Origin of the sequence: Aquisalibacillus elongatus (assembly GCF_003843875.1) — a bacterium.
Lineage (GTDB): Bacteria > Bacillota > Bacilli > Bacillales > Alkalibacillaceae > Aquisalibacillus > Aquisalibacillus elongatus.
Window position 1 is genome coordinate 32,946 of the sequence record NZ_RKRF01000013.1, and the last position, 21,313, is coordinate 54,258.

At 36.7% G+C, this 21,313-nt stretch carries 23 protein-coding genes and 1 riboswitch; of the genes, 8 read left to right on the forward strand and 15 right to left on the reverse strand.

Features of this window, described 5'->3' with window-relative positions; all coding sequences use genetic code 11:
• Positions 1 to 25: 25 nt before the first annotated feature.
• The 3 genes from EDC24_RS13290 to EDC24_RS13300 form a co-directional block, all read right to left on the reverse strand.
• Positions 26 to 1,189 carry an iron-containing alcohol dehydrogenase gene (locus EDC24_RS13290; protein WP_124223435.1) on the reverse strand — a complete coding sequence of 388 codons (1,164 nt, stop codon included), beginning with the start codon at positions 1,187 to 1,189 and terminating at the stop codon, positions 26 to 28.
• A 104-nt stretch (positions 1,190 to 1,293) separates the two neighbouring features.
• Complete coding sequence (gene yugI, locus EDC24_RS13295; RefSeq protein ID WP_124223437.1) at positions 1,294 to 1,677, reverse strand: S1 domain-containing post-transcriptional regulator GSP13; 384 nt, start codon at positions 1,675 to 1,677, stop codon at positions 1,294 to 1,296.
• Positions 1,678 to 1,849: 172 nt separating this feature from the next.
• The gene (locus EDC24_RS13300) at positions 1,850 to 2,401 is read right to left on the reverse strand and encodes a hypothetical protein (protein ID WP_124223439.1); all 552 of its coding nucleotides are present in this window, start codon (positions 2,399 to 2,401) and stop codon (positions 1,850 to 1,852) included.
• 94 nt (positions 2,402 to 2,495) lie between these two features.
• Between EDC24_RS13300 and EDC24_RS13305 the strand changes: the two genes are divergently transcribed.
• Entirely contained in the window at positions 2,496 to 3,410 is a 915-nt protein-coding gene (locus tag EDC24_RS13305; RefSeq protein WP_124223440.1) for a phosphatidate cytidylyltransferase, read from the forward strand.
• Positions 3,411 to 3,615: 205 nt separating this feature from the next.
• Entirely contained in the window at positions 3,616 to 4,782 is a 1,167-nt protein-coding gene (locus tag EDC24_RS13310; RefSeq protein WP_124223442.1) for a MalY/PatB family protein, read from the forward strand.
• A gap of 50 nt (positions 4,783 to 4,832) precedes the next feature.
• Here the strand turns inward: EDC24_RS13310 and EDC24_RS13315 are convergent, their stop codons facing one another.
• The 9 genes from EDC24_RS13315 to EDC24_RS13355 all read right to left on the reverse strand — a co-directional run bounded on the left by EDC24_RS13315 (position 4,833) and on the right by EDC24_RS13355 (position 11,319).
• Positions 4,833 to 5,315, reverse strand: coding sequence for a nucleoside deaminase (locus EDC24_RS13315; RefSeq protein WP_124223444.1), 483 nt, complete (start codon positions 5,313 to 5,315; stop codon positions 4,833 to 4,835).
• A gap of 104 nt (positions 5,316 to 5,419) precedes the next feature.
• Positions 5,420 to 5,998 (reverse strand): superoxide dismutase family protein, encoded by a 579-nt coding sequence (locus EDC24_RS13320; RefSeq protein ID WP_124223445.1) that lies wholly within the window; start codon positions 5,996 to 5,998, stop codon positions 5,420 to 5,422.
• Positions 5,999 to 6,125: 127 nt separating this feature from the next.
• Positions 6,126 to 6,311 (reverse strand): hypothetical protein, encoded by a 186-nt coding sequence (locus EDC24_RS13325; protein WP_124223447.1) that lies wholly within the window; start codon positions 6,309 to 6,311, stop codon positions 6,126 to 6,128.
• Positions 6,312 to 6,400: 89 nt separating this feature from the next.
• Positions 6,401 to 6,868, reverse strand: a complete 468-nt coding sequence (gene ribH / locus EDC24_RS13330) for a 6,7-dimethyl-8-ribityllumazine synthase (protein ID WP_124223449.1) — start codon at positions 6,866 to 6,868, stop codon at positions 6,401 to 6,403.
• Between the two features lie 14 nt (positions 6,869 to 6,882).
• Positions 6,883 to 8,070, reverse strand: coding sequence for a bifunctional 3,4-dihydroxy-2-butanone-4-phosphate synthase/GTP cyclohydrolase II (locus EDC24_RS13335; protein WP_124223451.1), 1,188 nt, complete (start codon positions 8,068 to 8,070; stop codon positions 6,883 to 6,885).
• A gap of 41 nt (positions 8,071 to 8,111) precedes the next feature.
• The gene (gene ribE / locus EDC24_RS13340) at positions 8,112 to 8,762 is read right to left on the reverse strand and encodes a riboflavin synthase (protein WP_124223452.1); all 651 of its coding nucleotides are present in this window, start codon (positions 8,760 to 8,762) and stop codon (positions 8,112 to 8,114) included.
• Position 8,763: 1 nt separating this feature from the next.
• Positions 8,764 to 9,864 (reverse strand): bifunctional diaminohydroxyphosphoribosylaminopyrimidine deaminase/5-amino-6-(5-phosphoribosylamino)uracil reductase RibD, encoded by a 1,101-nt coding sequence (gene ribD / locus EDC24_RS13345; protein WP_124223454.1) that lies wholly within the window; start codon positions 9,862 to 9,864, stop codon positions 8,764 to 8,766.
• A 35-nt stretch (positions 9,865 to 9,899) separates the two neighbouring features.
• Positions 9,900 to 10,031: riboswitch (FMN riboswitch) on the reverse strand.
• Positions 10,032 to 10,416: 385 nt separating this feature from the next.
• Positions 10,417 to 10,776, reverse strand: coding sequence for a hypothetical protein (locus tag EDC24_RS13350; RefSeq protein WP_124223456.1), 360 nt, complete (start codon positions 10,774 to 10,776; stop codon positions 10,417 to 10,419).
• Positions 10,777 to 10,842: 66 nt separating this feature from the next.
• Complete coding sequence (locus EDC24_RS13355) at positions 10,843 to 11,319, reverse strand: hypothetical protein (protein ID WP_124223458.1); 477 nt, start codon at positions 11,317 to 11,319, stop codon at positions 10,843 to 10,845.
• A 649-nt stretch (positions 11,320 to 11,968) separates the two neighbouring features.
• Here EDC24_RS13355 and EDC24_RS13360 point away from each other — a divergent pair.
• The 5 genes from EDC24_RS13360 (at position 11,969) to EDC24_RS13380 (ending at position 17,242) form a co-directional block, all read left to right on the forward strand.
• Complete coding sequence (locus EDC24_RS13360) at positions 11,969 to 13,636, forward strand: AAA family ATPase (protein ID WP_170158596.1); 1,668 nt, start codon at positions 11,969 to 11,971, stop codon at positions 13,634 to 13,636.
• Between the two features lie 51 nt (positions 13,637 to 13,687).
• Entirely contained in the window at positions 13,688 to 14,560 is an 873-nt protein-coding gene (locus EDC24_RS13365; RefSeq protein ID WP_124223461.1) for a DNA adenine methylase, read from the forward strand.
• A 297-nt stretch (positions 14,561 to 14,857) separates the two neighbouring features.
• On the forward strand, positions 14,858 to 15,661 hold the full coding sequence (locus EDC24_RS13370; RefSeq protein ID WP_124223463.1) for a VLRF1 family aeRF1-type release factor: 804 nt from the start codon (positions 14,858 to 14,860) through the stop codon (positions 15,659 to 15,661).
• Positions 15,662 to 15,796: 135 nt separating this feature from the next.
• The gene (gene deoD / locus EDC24_RS13375; RefSeq protein ID WP_124223465.1) at positions 15,797 to 16,504 is read left to right on the forward strand and encodes a purine-nucleoside phosphorylase; all 708 of its coding nucleotides are present in this window, start codon (positions 15,797 to 15,799) and stop codon (positions 16,502 to 16,504) included.
• A 138-nt stretch (positions 16,505 to 16,642) separates the two neighbouring features.
• Positions 16,643 to 17,242 carry a biotin transporter BioY gene (locus EDC24_RS13380; protein WP_124223467.1) on the forward strand — a complete coding sequence of 200 codons (600 nt, stop codon included), beginning with the start codon at positions 16,643 to 16,645 and terminating at the stop codon, positions 17,240 to 17,242.
• A 59-nt stretch (positions 17,243 to 17,301) separates the two neighbouring features.
• Here EDC24_RS13380 and EDC24_RS13385 read toward each other — a convergent pair whose 3' ends face one another.
• Positions 17,302 to 18,066: a GNAT family N-acetyltransferase gene (locus tag EDC24_RS13385; RefSeq protein WP_124223469.1), complete on the reverse strand. Its 765-nt coding sequence runs from the start codon at positions 18,064 to 18,066 to the stop codon at positions 17,302 to 17,304.
• A 339-nt stretch (positions 18,067 to 18,405) separates the two neighbouring features.
• Complete coding sequence (locus EDC24_RS13390; protein ID WP_245998178.1) at positions 18,406 to 19,881, reverse strand: leucyl aminopeptidase; 1,476 nt, start codon at positions 19,879 to 19,881, stop codon at positions 18,406 to 18,408.
• Positions 19,882 to 20,022: 141 nt separating this feature from the next.
• Between EDC24_RS13390 and EDC24_RS13395 the strand changes: the two genes are divergently transcribed.
• The gene (locus tag EDC24_RS13395) at positions 20,023 to 20,499 is read left to right on the forward strand and encodes a divergent PAP2 family protein (protein WP_124223473.1); all 477 of its coding nucleotides are present in this window, start codon (positions 20,023 to 20,025) and stop codon (positions 20,497 to 20,499) included.
• Positions 20,500 to 20,538: 39 nt separating this feature from the next.
• Here EDC24_RS13395 and EDC24_RS13400 read toward each other — a convergent pair whose 3' ends face one another.
• A complete protein-coding gene (locus EDC24_RS13400; protein WP_124223475.1) occupies positions 20,539 to 21,270 on the reverse strand; it encodes a 3D domain-containing protein in 732 nt (243 codons plus the stop codon).
• Positions 21,271 to 21,313 lie beyond the last annotated feature (43 nt).

A 21,313-nucleotide genomic window follows, 5' to 3' on the forward strand; every position in this document is an offset into this window, starting at 1 on the left:
CTCGCGAGCTGAAGGTTTTCGCCATTTATAATGACATTTCTAAAATCTGTCTTACATCTTCATCTTGTAATTTATTGAAGTTACCAAACGGGCCGCGCTTCATCGCACGATCAACCATTAGATCAATTTGTGATGCATCAATATCATAATCAGCTAAACGTGATGGTGCGCCTAGGGCTGTCCAGAATTCGCGTAAACGCTCAATTCCTTCATACGCCACTTCTTGAGCAGATTTTCCAGTTGGATCAACACCAAACACTCTCACAGCCATTTGCTTAAAGCGTTCTGGCTGAACATCGACATTATGCTTCATCCAGTTCGGGAAGATGATCGCAAGTCCACCAGCATGCGGGATATCATAAACCGCTGAAACCGCGTGTTCAATATTGTGTGACGCCCAGTCACCACGCGTTCCCATTTGAAGCATGCCGTTTAACGCGACGGTACCTGAATACATAATCGTCTCGCGATACTCATATGAATCTAAATTATTAATCAGCTTCGGTGCCGTTTCAATAACAGTTCTTAAAACACCTTCGCACATACGATCTTGTACAGGGGCATTTGTAGGACGATAAAAGTACTGTTCAAATACGTGACTCATCATATCTACAATGCCATAGATTGTTTGGTCTTTTGGCACTGAATAAGTATGAACCGGGTCCAAAATCGAAAATTGAGGGTACAACAACGGTGAACCCCAGCCATATTTCTCATTCGTCTCCCAATTCGTAATAACAGATCCTGCGTTCATCTCTGAACCAGTCGCTGCAAGTGTCAACACCGTACCAAGTGGTAGTGCATCTTCAGGAGCTACTTTTTTCGTTACAAGATCCCAAGCATCTCCATCATACTTGGCAGCTGCAGCAATCGTTTTCGTCGCATCGATAACACTACCGCCACCTACTGCTAAAAGAAAATCAATGCTATTTTCCTTACAGAAATCTGCACCTTTTCTTACGGTTGATAATCTAGGATTCGGCTCAACACCACCGAATTCAAATGGCTCATAACCATGATCTTTTAATTTCTTTTCAACATTTGCAAAAATACCATTGCGCTTAATACTGCCTCCGCCATAAACAATTAACACTCGATTAACACCTTCAGGAATTAAATTGGGAAGGCTCTCAAGCTGTCCACGGCCGAAAACTAATTGAGTCGGATTATAAAACGTGAAATTTTCCATACTATTACTCCTTTCTTACAGTAACTAATTTTTATTATGAGGAAAATCATAAAATTAATCAAAAAAAGTGTCTTCAAGAATTTATCTTAAAGACACTTTTCAACTTAATTTCGATAAGTTTGTTCACGATCTTCGGACTGTTCAATCCACTCTTCAAGCTTATCCTTTAACACGTTAAAACCAGTTCCTTCCTGGTCTGAGCTTGAAGCAGCAACTGTTTGCTTTTGCTTTTTGTTATTTGGCTTTTCTTCAGTTGCACGGATTGATAAGGAATATTTTCCTCCATCTTCATCAACATTTAGGACTTTTACCTTAACGTCATCGCCAATTGAAAGATGATCGTTAACATCCTTTACATAACCGTGTGTAACTTCTGAAATATGAACAAGCCCTTGCACGTTTTCGTCGATTTCAACAAAAGCACCATAAGGCTGGATGCCTGTTACTTTCCCCTCAACGACTTGTCCTTCTTCGATGATCTTTGACATATTATACAACTCCCGATACCTATTTCTTTGCACAATTTCGTATTCTAACATATTATGGCCTTATTATCAAAAATCATCAGGGAAAACATAACATAACACTGGTTATAAAACTGGTCGTAAAGTTTCAAAAGAAATCTGTGAATACGGATTGACCTTATTTAAAGAGGGTAATCTATAATTGTTTTTTTATAGGTTCAAATTCAAATAGTTTACCCTCATAAACCATCTCTAGCTGTTCATTTTTGCGGAAATCATCAGGGGTGACCATTGCTGGGAGTTTATTCCAAAGTTTAATCCCCGAACGTTGTAATACCTCTGCGACAAACTGCGAACAAAAATATGAATTGCTAAATTCTATTGGTTCTTTAAATGAGACACCGAGTACACCTAAAATATTATATAGAAATTTATCATCATTTTTTATAAATACATTTAAAATTCGCTTCATTTTCTCCTTTTCCCGCTCTGTAACGTTCAACCTATAAATCACACAAGTGGTCTCTTTATATCGACTATATGTACCAGTTAAAATATCTTCTTTAACAAATCCACCATGCATAGGATTTCTAGGATTTTTCCTTCCAAAACTATACATTTCATGAAGTTCTGCATCGAACGAGATCGATGCGTGATTATAAGGCGCTCTCGTGTATGTTTTAATTAAACTTGTAAATAAAGTACCTGTATTCGAAAGTACGATGTACACTTCTTGGCTACTCATCATATCCCCTCTTTGAAAGTGCTAAAAAATTCTCACTTTTCATTATATACTATTTACTGTAAAATGAATGCAGTTTTATTTTAAACGAGGTGAAATTATGAATGAAACAGTCTGGACTTTATCGATTATTTTACTCGTTTTACTCGTAGTTACGACTGCGTTTTATATTGTTAAAAAGAATCAGCCAAATATAGATTTCTCTACTATTCATTCGCGAGTGAAAACATGGTGGGGAATGTTTGTAGTTTTTAGTTTTGCAACGTTATTTAATACGATTGTATCGTTACTTTCTATTATGGTGCTTTGTTTATTTGCCTTAAGAGAATACTTCTCTATGATGAAAACGAGGAAATCTGATCGTCGCTTATTTCTGTGGGCCTACCTTGCGATTCCGCTTCAATTTTATTGGATTTATATTGGATGGTATGGAATGTTTATCGTTTTTATTCCAGTTTATGTTTTCTTATTTCTACCGATTCCACGAATTTTTGGCAAAGGTACACTTGGTTTCCTTAAATCAGTGAGTTCTACACAGTGGGGATTAATGTTAATGGTCTTTGGACTTAGCCACTTAGCCTACTATCCTGTTGCTTCACCTGATTATGGTGCAAACTTAGTACTATTTTTAGTTGTGTTAACTCAGTTAAATGATGTGGTTCAATACACTGTTTCCCTTTATCTAGGTAAAAGTAAAGTAGTTCCAACTGCAAATCCTTATATTACCTGGGAAGGGTTCCTCGTCGCATTCATTTTAACAACCTGTACATCCTATTATCTTTACCCTTACCTAACAACATTTGGTCTGACGTTTGGAATATTATCAGGGGTCATCATAAGTATCACGGGATTTCTTGGGTGTTTAACAATATCCTTCTTAAAACGAGACTTATTGATTGGTGATTTCGAAAAACAAGAAACCTTTAAAGTACGGTATTTAAGTCGGGTTGATAGTCTTACGTATACTTCGCCAGTATTCTTTCATACGATTCGATATTTCTTTGACTTTATGTGAATACAATCTTAGCAACAAAAAATTTAAAAAAGACGTTTATTTTTTTAAAAACAGGTTATAAATAATAGTGTAATACTTTCTCGTATTCCCCCTTTGGCAAAGTGTTCTGATGACACTTTGCTTTTTTTTTGCTATAAAAACCTCAATTCAGTTATTCGCATTATAAATCACATTTAGATAAACTATATTAGAGAGGTGAAACAAGATGACATATGATTTTAAACAGTTTATTGATCGCGAAAACACGCGTGCAGCTAAGTTTGTATTTAGAGAAAAACTTTTTGGTAGGTCAGATGTCCTTCCATTATGGGTTGCAGATATGGATTTTTCATCTGTACCTGAACTGCAAGAAGCGCTCATTGAACGCGCTAAACATAATATTTACGGTTATACGATGTACGATGATGAAATTCTAAACGCTGTGACTAATTGGTTGAAAGAACGCCATGATTATGACGTTGACAGTGAGTTATTAAGTTTCAGTCCTGGGGTTATTCCATCATTACACGCACTCGTTCAGATTTTTACAGAGGAGAACGATCAAATTGTAATTCAACCACCCGTGTACCCTCCGTTTTTCTCTGTCGTTAAAGCTCATAATCGCGAGCTAGTTGAGAATCCATTAATCAATGAAAACGGTCATTATAAAATGGATTTTGACCATCTTGAGGAAACGTTTAAGAACGGTGCAAAAGCATTTATTTTATGTAGTCCACACAACCCTGTCGGACGCGTCTGGACGAAGGGCGAACTACAGACCCTAGCTGATCTTTGTGTGAAGTATGACGTTTACTTATTCTCAGATGAGATTCATGCAGATATTATTTTTAACGGCCATAAACACTTGGCGGTTGCGACATTAAATGAGCAAATTGCTGAGAAAACGTTTACGCTAATGGCACCGTCTAAAACATTTAATATTGCGGGACTTCAAGCGTCATATGTCATTTCACCAAATAAGGAGTTAAAAGAAAAAGTTGACCAACAACTGATGCGCCAAGGCTTTTCGATGTTAAATACATTTGCTTATACAGCGCTTGAAGCCGTCTATAAACACGGTGCAGACTGGCTAGATGCCTTAATCGAACAACTTGAAGAGAATAAACAGTTGATTGATCAAAAATTAGAGGAAAGTAACGCACCAATCACGTCCGTTCAAACAGAAGGTACTTACCTAGTTTGGCTCGATTTTTCAAAAACCGGATTGGACCATGATGAGATTAAACGTAAATTGAACGATGAAGCCAAAGTCGGCCTAAATGACGGAAAATCATTTGGTGAGCAAGGTGAGCAGTTTATGCGCATTAATATCGCTTCACCACCGTCAACAATTGAAGAAGGCATAGATCGAATTATCAAAGCCTTTGAATAGATAAAAAAGTTCAGTTCATAGAGCACAAGAGGCTCTGAACTGAACTTTTTTTATACTGGTTGGCCCGTGCTTACTAATTGAGCCATTCTTGTATCGTAATGTTGGATAACTTCGAAAGATTCGTTTTCTAAAATTCCTCCTGTATAACTATGTACGCGCTTATTAATATAATCATTCGACTTAATAAAAGGCTTCATGTTCATATAGTGATCGTCGACAGCGTAAACAACGTGACGTATATTAGTCATCACAATCGTTGATAAACACATGATACATGGTTCTAAACTTGTATAGAGCACACACTCTCTAGCATGTTTCTTTAAAAAAGGTGCTTCTTGATTAATCGCCGACATCTCTGCATGCAATGTTCTATTTTCCTTCGTGTTTATTTGGTTGTTGCCACGAGAAATAATCTTACCTTCATGAACAATCACAGCACCCACCGGTAGGTCCCCACGTTCTCCCGCCACTTTCGCTTCTTTAATAGCTTCCTTCATAAAAAACTCATGATCAAGCTCATCGACATTAACCATAGCTGCACTCCTACACTCCCAAAATTTCTATATTTTTCAAAATAATTAAATTTATTATACCATATTAATCAACAAAAAAAGCACGTGATTCCACGTGCTTTTAACTATTCCTTCTCTTCCTCTTGCTCCTCTACTTGATCACCAGGATTCTGACCGTCGGAACGTTCTTCGCCTTTTTTAATTTCTGCACAAGCGGCTCTCTCACCTGCGTCTCCTGCCGGTTGGCTAACACCATCATCCTGTCCAGAGTGAATGATTAATGCCTTTCCTTCGTCCTTAAAAATGGAGTTTTTACCATCTTGTAGGGATGCTTCCTTAATGACATACTCAAAGGTTGCTGTGCCATCACCACTGACCTCAAGATTTGGCATATCGCCAATGTGATGACCATCCGGATGCATTAATCCGTGTTTTTTATCACCTTGGTTACTCCAATGGTTCCCGGCTGACTCAAAAGTAGGTGGCTCACATTTCGGAAATTCATGCAAATGAATCCCATGAAGTCCCGGCTCAAGTCCTTCCAAGTTGACGGTTAACTTCACCCCACCCGGATCCGATTGAAATTTAGCTTTACCAATAATATCTAAGTTTTGATTTTTAATATCTGCTTCATGAATGGTCTCATCATTCGCCTGACAAGCTGTTAGAAATAGGCAAAATACAATTAGTCCTAAAATCCGCATATGTATCACCTCACTTTTCAGTTTGGCAATAAATGCGAAGACTTAAACGTATAAATTGAATAAAAGATTTTCTAATATGCGATAAAAATTTCTAATAAACTCACACAAAAAACCTAGATGACACCGGTCACCTAGGTTCTTTCGTCTCGCGTTTAGCTTCTGGATATTTAGATTCAAACTGCTCTCTTTCACGCTGGGCTTTTCTCATAATTGCCTTCATAACAATGACGGCGAAGGCGATGAATAATACCAGTGTGATTAAGGCAGGAATATATTCAACTTTATTCTCTGGAAAATATAAAAATTCCATCATAGCTAATCACCTGTTTCAATTGAATTAGTCCTATTATAACAGATGAGCTGTCGTCAAATGTTAATAGAATGTTTCAGCTTTATGACGATTTATTGGTCCATATCTTTCATTAAGTTGGCCATTTCGATTGCGCCAACAGCAGATTCATAGCCTTTGTTACCAGCTTTTGTGCCTGCGCGTTCGATGGCTTGCTCAATCGTATTCGTCGTAATAACGCCAAACATGACTGGTACACCTGTTTCTAAACCGACAGAGGATACGCCTTTTGCCGCTTCATTACATACATAGTCAAAGTGTGGGGTTGCACCACGGATCACGCAACCTAACGTCACAATGGCGTCATATTCGCCTGTCATCGCCATTTTTTTAGCAGCAAGTGGGATTTCATAAGCTCCAGGTACCCACGCTAAATCGACTTGATCTTCATCCACGCCGTGGCGTTTAAAGCTGTCAAGTGCTCCTTCTACTAATTTCTCTGTAATAAATGCGTTGAACCTTCCAGCGACAACGCCTACTTTTAATCCTGAACCTACTAGATTTCCTTCATATGTTCTCATTTTTGTCCCCTCCATTAAAATAAGTGTCCTAGTTTATCACGTTTCGTATCTAGATACTTTTCGTTATCTTTATTCGGCTTCATTTTTAACGGCACACGTTCAACTAACTCTAAATCATAGCCGTGAAGCCCTTTGATCTTACGCGGGTTATTCGTTAACAATCGCATTTGTCGAACCCCTAAGTCTTCTAAAATTTGTGCGCCTATGCCGTAATCACGAAGGTCAGCTGGATAGCCTAATTTTTCGTTCGCTTCAACCGTATCATAACCTTCTTCTTGTAGCTTATAAGCTCTCAGTTTATTTAAAAGTCCAATACCGCGGCCTTCTTGGCGCATGTATAGTAAAACGCCTTTGCCTGCTTCTTCAATTTGTCTTAAAGCAGATTCTAACTGTGGGCCACAGTCACAACGGTGTGACCCAAACACATCACCCGTTAAACATTCACTATGGACACGTACTAACGTCGGTTCATTCGGTGTAACATCGCCTTTGACTAACGCCACATGCTCACGACCGTCGATTTGATTCGTATAAGCGATCGTCCTAAAATCGCCATACTCAGTTGGTAAATTAACTTCAACTTCACGCGTCACGAGTTTTTCGTGCATACGGCGATATTTAATTAATTCTTCAATCGTCACAAGCTTAAGCCCGTGCTGATCCGCTATTTTGCGAAGCTCTGGCACTCTAGCCATCGTGCCGTCTTCATTCATAATCTCACAAATCGCACCAGCTGGTTTACCGCCTGCAAGTCTAGCCAAATCAACCGCCGCTTCCGTATGGCCCGCTCGGCGAAGGACGCCGCCCTCTTTAGCAATTAACGGAAAAATGTGTCCTGGTCGTTTAAACTCAGTAGGCACGACATCTTCCTCAGCTAGACGCATAATCGATTTAGCACGTTCATCCGCACTGATCCCCGTTGTCGTCTCCACATGGTCGACACTTACGGTAAAAGCTGTTCCGTGACTATCCGTATTCACATCTGCCATTAAATTCAGCTGCAGTTGATCAGCCTTCTCTTGTGTAATTGGCGTGCACAACAAACCACGCCCCTCGCTAACCATGAAATTGACCACATCAGGTGTCGCATGCTCAGCTAAAGCCACGAAGTCCCCTTCGTTTTCGCGGTTTTCATCGTCCACGACAATAACGACTTTCCCCTGTTTTAAATCGTCAATTGCTTCTTGAATTGAATCAAACATGTAAGCCCCTCCTGTATATCAAACAATCCTCTTCCCTTTTTCTATAATCCCATAAAACCGGACTGTCTAAGTTTTTCCATCGTTAAACCTTCTTCACCGTCTTGCTCTGGTTTCATCAATTGATAAACGTATTTCATCAACATATCACACTCTATATTAACTAAATCACCTTCATGCTTACTCGTTAAAGTAGTCGCATCCTGTGTGTGTGGAATTAGCGAAATCGTTAATTGATGATTCTCGATTCCAAAAATCGTAAGTGACGTTCCATCAATGCTAACGGAACCTTTCATCATCATGTATTTAGATAAATCTTCTGGAACATCAATATGAAAATATTCTGCATTGTCTCTGCGATCACGTTTAGCAATTTTGCCTACTCCATCAACGTGACCCGATACAAAATGACCGCCAAAACGACCATTCGCAGGCATTGCACGTTCTAGATTTACTTTTGAGCGTTCTTTTAAGCCTTTAAGCGCTGTCTGGTGAAACGTCTCTGGCATAATATCGGTGTTAAACGTAGTTTCCGTAAAGTCTGTGACCGTTAAACAAACACCGTTAACAGAAATACTATCGCCAAGTGCGACATCCTCCGTCATTTTTTTAACATCAATCGTTAATTCTAACGATTCCTGCCCTTGCTTCATTTGCTTGATCGTACCTAGTTCTTCAATAATTCCTGTAAACATCTTAACTCTCCTCTACTCGAGGTTTTGCGATTATTTTCAAATCATCCCCGATGTGCTGAACTTGATCGAATTCAATTTGGATTGAGTCTTTAACCTCGTCAAACCCAAACTGATTATAAAATCCTTTACTCATAGCTCCGCCAATTAGTTTTGGCGCCATATACAGATGGATTTCACTAAACCATTGCTCTTGAATAAAAGCCGAATGAATCGTCGAACCGCCTTCGACATAGAGGCTCATTAATTTTTCATCTGCCATTCGATTAAGTAAGGCTTCTAAATCAGTATGTTCCGACTCTAAACGCCACACTTCTGCATGAGAAATCGCGTTAATGTCGTTTTCTTTAGTAGTATTGGCGTTTTTTCCACAAACTACTATCGTTTTAGAACTGTCATCTTGTAATAACTTTGCGTGTAAAGGAATCGATAAATGTGTATCGAGGACGATACGTGTAGGGTTTATACCTCCGTGGGGCAAACGGGTGGTTAAAAGCGGATCATCTCGTAAAACCGTCTCACGACCAACTAAGATCGCATCGTGTTGATGCCGATTCAAATGAACATCGTGACGTGATGCTTCACTCGTAATCCATTTACTGTCACCACTATTAGCTGTCATTTTCCCATCTAAGGAAACAGCTGTCTTTAGCGTGACATATGGCTTACGCGTTTTCATAAAGTGAAAAAACTTATGATTTATAGCTTTTGCTTCTTCTTCTAATATTCCAACTTCTACATCAATGCCTTCACGCCGAATCCACTCAACTCCGCCTCCAGCAACTTTCGGATTCGGATCAAGTGTTGCGACATAAACCTTTTCAAGACCATGGTCAATAATCGCCTTTGCACAAGGCGGTGTTGAACCGTAATGCGCACACGGCTCTAACGTCACATAAATTTCAGCACCGCGAGCCTTATCGCCTGCTTGTTGAAGTGCTAATACTTCCGCATGAGGCTCTCCTGCTGTCATGTGCGTGCCCGTTCCAACGACTCGACCGTCTTTGACGACAACCGCTCCAACAGAAGGATTCGGTCGCGTCTGGCCAATCGTCAAACGCGCTAACTCTAAGGCATGATGCATAAAAAATTCTTTGTCTCTCAATCGTTAACCCCCTTATAATCAATTCGGTTAACGATCTGATCCTTCTCCCATCCAGACTGTAACTGTCGGCTCTAGATTCTCACTAGATCCACCGCACGCTTGCGGGTCGCGGACTTGGTATAACCCTTACCGCCGGTCGGGAATTTCACCCTGCCCCGAAGAACCAGCATTCAGACTGCATTAATCTAAATGCGACTAAACCCTAGTCAGTTAATTTTATTAGACTGTTGACTAACTGTTGAATATTATACATCAAGAATATTTTAAACGCTATAAATGTAAATTAATATCAATTTACATTAAGTAAATAATTTGTAGTTATGAAGTTTTAAAAATTGGACGTTTGTGCTAAATAAAAGAATTAGCATTAGAAAACATAGATCGTGCGCCAAAAGAATTAACGCATATACTAGAAGTAAAACATGACGCGGTTATAAACGGAAAATAATGGAATTTGATTCATCTTTATTTATTTCAATTCTGCTCTTAACTTTATACCTTTTTATAAATCATGTTTATGACTTGAAAATAAAAGCCACCTTAATTGGTGATTTAATAAAGATCTGACCATACGCTTTTTTCACATTTAGTACAATTCGTTAGTGATCTCGCATTATCGCGTTCGTTTACATGCAATCTAATTAATTTGCTGCTATTATCCCAACAACCTGTACAAAAAGGACCATCATTACCTTCAACATTTTCAAGGTAATATACATTGTCTTGAGTTATCAGTTGTTTGGCAATATCACTATTATCCTTCAATTCTTCTATCTGTTTTTTGAGCTCAGCATTTTCATTCTGTAACTCCAATGCTTTCTCTTGAATCTCAAGTATCTGAGAATATAAATTAATATTTCCAGCTTCTTTTGCCACTTTAGCTACATCTTTAGAAAAGCTATATAAACTCATAACATCTACTCCCAGCTAACAATATTTAATAATAAAAGCCCCAATGTGTGCCTAATAGTAAAATTTCTACAAGCAATCATCTAAAATCATTTTATAGAAATTAATACGATTTTTCTTTCTATGTAATTTGTATAAAATAAATGCACTAATTCCTATGCCTATTACAGTTGCAATAATTATATTAGCCATTACGCTTGAAATAATATCTGTTAAACTATTAGTTATATAATTAGCATCCTCTGGATTTGCAGTGTTATAAAAATAGCCATATCTAATTGTTAGAAATGCTATAATTGATGTAATTAACCCACTGAGACCAATACTTAATATTGTGTTTAATATGCTTAGATCAGAGAATGAGAATCTGTTTTGATAATATATATTCAATTTCCTGTGTATTATTTTTAAATCATAATAACTAAAACTAGACTTCAAACTCCTTTTAACATTTTCGTAGCCTGTATCACTCCAAGTCTTTATTTTTTTATATTCAGATTCTAGATAATAATAAATATTCTTGTTGTCATAATAATCTTTTCTCACTCTTATCCCTCCCAACTATTATATCGGTTCTGGATAGTGCTTATTTAACAATTTTCCCCAGCCATTTGCAATCTTTAATGATACGTTGTACTCAATTAAATTCAATCCAATAATTCATCCACTATTTATATAATATTTCTCTCCCCATATCTTTCATCTCAGCTTGACTTTTTTAATTTAGCACCCATTTCCTATTGTACATTCTCTTAAATAAAAATTAATATAAGAGGAATTTGTTATCAATTAGATCACGTGCAGCTCTTTTTCTATGAAAAAAAAGAAGGAAGAGAACCTGAATACGAACATAACAAAAATTTGCAAACTATTTTAATGTATCTACAAACTTCATTATCGGTAGAACCGTTAAAAAAGAGACAAACTTTGACCCTATGGTCGAACATACCCGTTTACTTGAAAAATAATTGAAAGTTCTGTATTCTTTAATATAGAGAAAGGGAAACAGTTGGGATTGGAGGAATTTAAACAACTGGAAAATTACATCAACTTTACAGTTGAGTAAGCTAAGAAGAGACAAAAGATAAAAGGTAGCTGTAAATAATCAACAATACTATCGAGGCGCACTGAGTAAGTGTGTCTTTTTTCGCAGCTAATGGCGAATTTTGACGTATTTTCTAAGGGGGAGAATGAAATGCCTAATGATAGAAACAAAATAAGCAATATACATATAGAGAAGTTTAGAAAATTAAAGGAAATAGATATTGAAATTGCTGATAGAATAACTGTAATTGCTGGACATAATGGTATAGGTAAATCCACTTTGCTTGGACTAATTGCCAACGGATCCGAACTTAAAGGACATAGAAGTTACTTTGATAAGATTTATCAGAGTCAATTTCAAGAATTATTCCACCTTGATCATGATAGTGATTATAGCAATAATCCAGATAAAAAATATTCAGTAATATTAGAGTATGACTATAGTGAAGAAACATTGTATAAAAAATGCACCATCTCAAAACATGGTGATAGATTAAAAATAGTTCCAAGAAACTCAAATGAACAAGGTGTGCTAAAAAATGAATCGGTATTAGATGTTGGTGCAAATGCAAAAGTTCCTATGCCTACTATTTATATTGGTATGAGTAGGGTTATACCAATTGGAGAATCTGATAATGAATTATATTCTCTTTCTACCAGTTCAAACGCTCACCCTGATGATATTGAATTTTTAAATAACAGCTATAGAACTATCATCGGTAACGAGGATATGGATAATGAAAGAATCTCTAAGCAAAATTTAAGATACTCAACTAAAAGGTCAATGGGGCCAGAATATAAAGACTATCCTTATCAAGCAGTTTCACTTGGTCAAGATAGCTTAAGTACTATAATAACTGCTATAATTTCCTTTAAAAAGCTGAAAAGAGAATTAGATGAGGATTATAAGGGCGGAATTCTTGTAATCGATGAGGTAGATGCATGCCTACACCCTGCTGCTCAAGAAAGGTTATTGAGCATACTTGATAAAGCCTCGAAAGAACTAAGTTTACAAATAGTAGTTACTTCCCACTCTTTAACAATAATAAAAGAAATTATGTCTAAAAAAATTCAAACATTACAAAACCCAGCTGATGATAACCTTTATTATAACGTTATATACCTCCAAGATACTATCAAACCAGAAATAATGGACAACCCTACTTATTTAAAGATAAAAAATGATATGTTTCTTCAATTCAATAGATATCAAGACAATACTATGGACTTTAAGGTATACTTTGAAGATTATGAAGCTCTCTTTATTTATCAATCTATACTAAAGCATTTAGATATTGACCGACTCAATGATGTGAATTTAGATTTAATAGAGGCACAAATAAACTGTGATACGTTATTAAAATTACCGGAAAAGGACTCCTACTTTCAAGATGTTTTAATTATTCCAGATGGTGATGTTAAAACAAAAGAGAGATATAATATGTATATAGATAGACATAAAAATATTTGTCCTTTACCAACAAATGATTCTCCAGAAATACTAATATATAAATACCTTAATGAATTATTACAGAACACTGATCACCCTTATTGGAAAAATAACCAACAACACCTTCATGCACAATTAGTAAGGGACCGTATGATAAAAGAGATAGATGATAATATCGAAAGGCAAAATGATAAAAAGGTTAGAGAATATTTTAAAGAATGGTTTTTAAAATACGAAGATGTATTCTCAAAGACAGATATTATTAGTTATTGGATGAATGATAATCAGGATGAAATAGTTAATTTTGAACTCAATTTTAAAATAGCTTTAGATTTCCTTATGCATAAATCAATAAATAATTATGATTAATTTATGGCCATAATCAAAATTTACTTTTATAATTAAAAGGGGGTGTTTTAAATTCCTGTTACAGATTCTCCTTTAAGATATCCAGGCGGAAAGACACAAATGAAAAATTTTATTAAAGACTTATTAGATTATAATAACTTAGATAACAATATTAAATACGTAGAACCTTATGCTGGTGGAGCAGGTCTCGCTCTTCACTTGCTATATAACAATATTGTTTCTGAAATACATATTAATGATTTTGATTTTAAAATATACTCTGTCTGGTATTCTATTATTAACTATACAAATGATTTCATTAATCTGATACAAAACACTGAAATATCCTTAGATTCTTGGGAAAAGCAAAAGTATATTTATAATAATTATAAAAAATTCAACATACTAGAAGTTGGTTTCGCCACCTTTTTCTTAAATAGAACCAATGTCTCAGGTATAATAACTGGTGGACCAATTGGTGGTCAAGAACAAAATAAGATTAATAATATTGATTCACGATTTAATAAAATAGGATTAATTCAAAAAGTTAAAAAAATCTCATCATTTGAAGAGAAAATTAAATTATCTAATCAAGACGCTGAATTTTTTATTGATAATAAAATTAATCAATTAAATTTTGAGAACACATTTATATTTTTTGATCCTCCTTATTACAAACAAGGGAAAAATTTATATTCAAATTTTTATAAACATGAAGACCATTTATCTTTATGTAATAAAATTTCGCAAATAGAACATCCATATTGGATTATCACATATGATTATGTATCTGAAATTAATGAACTTTATAGTAGCTACCCCTCGATTTTATATACTATTAACTATTCAGCAAATAAAGTCAGGAAAGAATACGAATTTTTAGCTCACAGCAAGTATATTCGACTACCTGAATCCAATAACATAAAATACCTTCAACTTAATTAAGCATCCATCCAAGGATGCTTAATTAAGTTGAATTATTAATAGAATGTTCGAGTAATGTTTTTAAAGATAAAGCGGGTGATTATAAAGAATTATTACTCTAATAGTTACAAATATAAATACATTATATTATAAAATTAACTTATTTCCCCACTATTTTATGCTTATAAAATTTAATATTTTAAATTACTAATTTGTTTATCTTTTTTCTTAATTCTATCAAGACTTCTGCACCTACGTTTAATTAAAAACGAACCTGGGAATGCCATTAACAAATCCTGATAAAGGAGTGGATTCTAGATGGATTTAAAGAAATGGATTAACAAACTTGAAAACTATTATACTGAAAAACCAAATCGTGTGTTTACGATGTATTTAAATACCGACCCAGCTGACCCAGCCAATCAAGGCGGTGAGTGGCGCCTTCATCTTAAAAATGGTCTTAATAACTTTGAGACGTATATGAAAGAAGATGGCGATTCTGATGAGAAGCGAAATTTTTGGGCCGTTAAAGAAAAAGTTCAAAACTTTATGGAAGAAAACGTACAGAATTTAAAGAAAAGTGTCATCATCTTTGCAACGGCTGATGAAGACGTCTGGTTAGCAGAAATTTTACAAATGCCTGTTAAAACTGAATTTTACTGGGAAGATGAACCTCGACTTGAACAGCTTAAAGAGCTTCATGAATCATTCCCGAAAACAGGTATTATTTTAACTCAGAAAAACCAAGTGAAATTTATCGATGCTGAACTTGGTAGTGTAAAAGAGACAGGCGTGTACGAGCTTGATTTAGATACTGAAGACTGGAGACAACATCAAGGGCCGCATAAAGCTGATGCGAACCTTGGTTCTGGCGGAGCTAAATCATCTCAGAAAGATGAATTAGCTGAGCGTTTCAGCGAAAACCGTGCTCGTTGGTATAAAAGTATTGCACCAAAACTAGATAAGGTCGCGAAAAATCGAGACTGGGATCAGATCTATTTAGTCGGCGAATCTGACGAGGTGAATGATCTTGAAAGTCACATGAACAAACAAATTCAAGACAAAATTAATAAAAACCTGCTCGACCAAGAAGAAACAAAAGTATTAAATGAAGTCGTATAAGTCAAAGCTGAGCTCACAATGGGCTCAGCTTTTTTAACTGAAATGATTGAATTTAATGACTAATAGCTTATAAATTGTGAAGCTACTTTAATTATGATACTTTAAAAGCGTAATGATGATGAAGGAGGAAAAGTTATGAGTACACATATTGGAGCGAACAAAGGCGACATCGCAGATACGGTCCTACTACCAGGAGACCCGCTTCGTGCTAAATACATTGCTGAAACATTTTTAGAAGATGTAACATGTTATAACGAAGTACGCGGTATGTACGGGTTTACGGGTACATACAAAGGAAAACGTATTTCCGTACAAGGCACGGGAATGGGTGCCCCTAGTATCGCGATTTACGCGAATGAACTGATTCAAGAGTATGACGTACAAAACTTAATCCGCGTCGGTTCTTGCGGTGCTTTACAAAAAGACGTTCAAGTACGTGATGTGATTTTGGCTCAAACGTCAACAACGGATTCTCAAATGAACCGTATGGTGTTTGGTAACATTGACTACGCACCAACGGCTGACTTTGGTTTACTTAAAAAAGCTTACGATGTAGGTGAAGAGCAAGGATTAAACCTACGCGTCGGAAACGTCTTTACAAGCGACAGTTTCTACCGCGAAAATGCGATGGAACTGTTCCAAAAATTAGCTGAATATAACGTATTAGCGGTTGAAATGGAAACGACAGCATTATATACGATCGCAGCTAAATACGACCGTCAGGCTCTATCTGTTCTAACGGTGAGTGACCACATCTTAACAGGTGAGGAAACAACATCTGAGGAACGTCAAACAACGTTCAATGACATGATTGAAGTAGCTCTTGAAGCAAGTGTTAAATAAAATGCTATTAAACGTCCTTGTACCAGTCAAAGGTGCAAGGACGTTTTTTGTAAATTTGCATTGTTTACCTTTTAAAAATTATTGTTGACAATAACAACTCGATTGTTTACTATAATTTTCAGAAGGGAGAGACAAATCATGAATTCTAGATTTAAAACCATTGATTTAACACTTGGTTCTGTATTTGTTGTACTAATGATGATTGGAGCGAACATCGCTTACTGGTTCCCAGCATTCCGAATTACATATGCCGGTGGCGAAGTTCCAATTACGCTTCAGACTTTATTCGCTATTTTAGCAGGACTGATCTTAGGTAAACGATTAGGCGCGTTTTCGATGATTGTTTATTTAGCCGTTGGGATTGCAGGCGTTCCGGTATTCGCTGAAATGACAGCTGGCGCCGCTCAACTCATCTCACCGACTGGCGGATTCTTAATTTCATTTATTTTTGTTGCCTATCTAAGTGGTTTAGTCGTTGAAAAAATGAACCGTCAAAGCATCAGCACTTATATGACAGCCACAATCGTCGGGTTGTTAACTAACTACCTAATCGGTACACCTATTATGTACTTATCTATGAACTATGTAGCTGAAGCAAGTACGCCCATGAATGTAGTCATCATGATAATGGTTCCATATTTCATTAAAGACTTTATTATAACAATTGCATTAGCTGCCGTACTGCCACAATTTATTACAAGATTAACAAAAGCTATTCCTTCACTGGCTGCAAGGTAGGATTGAGAAAACAAGGGATAATCCAAAATAGGATTATCCCTTGTTTTATACTAATTATATTACTCTATAAAATAGGTATCGTATGTTGTTTTTAATTGATAACCTAGTTTTTCTGCCAACCTAGCAGATTCAAAATTTGCTCCGTCCCAGCTTGGGTATAGATCTCGATTAAGGCATTCTTTAATTAATGCTGATGCAGCAATGGTAGCCAACCCTTTCCTCCTATGATTAGGGTGTGTAGCGATCTCAATCTCAATACCATCATCGAATATACTATATGATGTTGCTCCACAAACTATCTCGCCTTCTTTAAGAATGGCAAAGCCAATACCCCTTTTCACAAAGTCATTAACAGAATTAAATTGACTTATAAAATCCTCAGAAAGTCCATGCAATGTGGGGTCTTTTGCAATTTGTGAATCAATTTGAACTAATTTATATCCTTCTGGAATTTGCTTTAAATACTCGTTTAAATCTGCTTTATTTAGATGACTAGAATTTTTATGGAATTCAAACCTCTGAAATTTTTCAAAATAGCCTTTGTGAACTGATTCAATTTTTTCTTTCCATTCTTCAGTGTTGGCAATTGCAAGAGTAAAATCAGGTAGGTTATAAAGCAATTCATCAGATTCCTTTGCTTTCGAGTTCCCTGCATAAAACACAAAGATACCAACTATTAATTGAGCAACTGTTGGTTTATTAAGGTCATCAACCCAAGCAGTCCCCATATGCCCCTGTAAACATGATAAAACTACAGTACTATCAAACTCTTCAAACATTGGTAATAACTTTTTTCTAAGTTTATTATCTGCCTTATAAATCATAAGTTAATGTTCCTCCTAATTAATTGAAAGAACAAAGACATTAGGATTTAAGCATATTACCCAAAACATAAAAAAGACTATCGTATATCTACGATAGCCCATAGTTTTATTGATCAGTATATAACAGAAGGATCGATATTGGGTAACGCAGCTCTTTTGTTCTTTCATTAAATTTTTGATGTACCACAATATCACCTTCTTTCCAATTTATTTCCTAACAAAATAAATATATCAGACATTCACTAAGAAGTACACAAAATTCCAAATAATCCCTTCATAATATAAAAAGTAGTCCAGCCAAATATTAAACTCCTAGACTGAACTACTCTTGTTCATAATTTAAGACATATGATTCATAACAGCTCTAGCTAACGTTCTAGCCATAACTCCTGTTGGGCCTTTAGGGCCGAGGTCGTGTGCTGATTCTGTCATGGCTGTTCCGGCGATGTCTAAGTGAACCCAAGGTGTATCTTCGACAAATTCACCGATAAAGCAGCCTGCCAATACGGCGTGTCCTTTTCGGCCAGGTGAGTTATTTAGATCTGCGATGTGGCTATTGCGGACTTTTTTCTTAAATACATCATGATAAGGTAGCTCCCAAACGAGTTCTCCTTCTTCTTCTGAAGCTTCGTAGATGTGGTCGAACCATTCGCCGTCATTTGTCATGGCACCTGTCATTTCATCGCCTAAGGCCACGACGACACCGCCTGTTAATGTGGCAACGTCAATAATTTTAGAAGCGCCATTTTGTCTTGCGTACGTAACGGCATCAGCTAATGCCAGGCGTCCTTCGGCATCTGTGTTTCGCACTTCAATGGTTTTGCCACTCATGGATACAATGACATCATCTGGCTTGAAAGCTGAGCCACTGATCATATTATCCGTACTCGGGATAAGACACATAACATTTTCCTCTGGCTTAACCTCACCAATTGCGTCCATGGCGCCTAAAACGGAGGCGGCACCGCCCATGTCCATTTTCATGCCGATAATGCCTTCTTTACCTTTCAGTGAATACCCGCCAGTATCAAACGTAATGCCTTTACCGACTAACGCGACTGGGTTTGTCCATTCACTTTTTCCTTGGTATTTCATCACAATAAAACGTGGTGGTTCTTGGGATCCTTGGTTAACCGCTAATAAAGCTCCCATTCCAAGCTCTTCAATTTGTTCTTTATTAAAAACTTCAATCTCCATACCGTGCTTCTCCGCAATTCGCTCAGCATAGGTTGCTAAATCGGACGCTGTTAGAAGGTTGCCTGGTAAGTTCACTAAATGACGCGTTGTATTAGCACCTTGACCTAATGCATAACCCGTTTGAAATGCCTCTTCTACCCCATCTGTTGATGATAGAATTTGAAGGTTTGTTAAGTAAGTCGAATGCTCACGTGACGTGTGATAAGTCTCTAATTGATAAATCGACATCGCAAACGCTTCACCCATTGCTTCGGTGAACGTTAAGTCTTCGGTTAAGCTTTCTAAAGCAACTGTTACTTCTTTCACTTGATCCGTATTAATTTTTTTAAAGGCTTTCCCCATGACATTTCTAAACTGATGAACATCAAGCTCATCTTTCTTGCCTAAGCCGACAAAATAAACACGTTTCGCTCCAATATTGCCTAAGCTATGCACTTTGGAAATTGAACCGTAATTATTTTGAACGTCCAAATTCTTTACAAGATCATCTAATTGTTCATTAAATGCTTCGTTCAACTGTTGATAAATCGGCTGTTCGTCTTTATTTTCCTCATACAACCCTACTAGTAATGCTTCACTTTGGACCTCTAGTATGTTTTCTGTTGAAATGTTAACCATCATGACACCTCCATTAGTAATAGCTTTATTTTATCAGAAAATTTGTTAAACCAAAAAGGACTAGCAGGTAGTTTTTTTCGAATGTCATATAGGGTATGATGTATATATAAATAAAAGAAATTCAGAAAAGGTGGACGTCTAATGGAACTTCTAAATAACCACCCATTGATCGTGGCATTATTCGCTGTAATTTTTGCACAAGTCATTAAGATTCCTATCAATTTTGTTGCCTCAAAAAAAATTGACGTTTCATTAGCTTTCTCAACAGGTGGCATGCCTAGCAGCCACTCTGCGGCAGTTGCGGCTTTAACGACATCTGTTGGAATTGAACACGGGCTTGATTCTCCTTACTTTGCGATTGCCTGTGTTCTAAGTATTATTGTGATGTATGATGCGACCGGAATTCGTCGTCACGCCGGAGAACATGCGACAATTTTAAACCAGTTAGTCAAAGATTTTCAGCGTTTTGTCGATGAAGCGAAACAGTGGCAAGATAAACAGGAACAAGAAAAACAACGTGAATTAAAAGAATTGTTAGGCCATCAACCGATTGAAGTCTTTTTCGGGGCAGTAACGGGGATTTTGCTATCTATATTGGTTTATAGCACTATTTTTTAAGAAAATAAGGCTGAGGACGCAATGTCCTCAGCCTTTTACTTATTCATTAAACACAGGAAGTGCCTCTGATTCTATTTCATTTTTCCAGTATTCTAAATCCTCTTCGGATACCGACCCATCACCCATTTGAATGACGTAAACTTCAGTCGATTTTTTACCCCATTCAGAATACACTTCATCCACTGTCTCATAATATAAATCTATTTTATTTCCTTTAATAGCGCCACCTGTATCCATCACAATACCATAACCATAGTCTGGCACATACATGACTGTTCCTAGCGGAAAAATATTCGGATCAGCAGCAATCGTTGAAACAACATCCCGTTGTACCGTCAATCCTGAAAATGTAACGCCGTATAACGGGTGATCCGCTGTCTTTCCAGTAGACTCATAACCAGCTGTATATCCAGTTGCCACCACTGTCCTCACAGGGTATTGTTTAAACGCAACTTCAGCTGACATTGATGCCAACTCGACCTCCTCATGTTCAGCTTCCTCTGCCTCTTGATTTTGCTGAACGGCTTGAATCGCCTCATCTTCTGTAACAGATTCATCTTTTTCCCCTGTTTGTTCTTCTTCTAGCTTGTCCTCTACCCATGAATTAGATTTATGAGTTAATGATACCTGAGATTCTTCGTAGCTATTAGATTTGAGGGCGACCGTGTCTTCTTCTGGTGTCAAAGCTAGTATATTAATTACTAGTGACAACGAAGCGACACAAACCAATATAAGGCTTAAAAATAAAAAGCTTCTAAATTGATTACGCATGTTAAACACCTCTTTGTGATGAAGCGTAACCAAATTTAGAAGC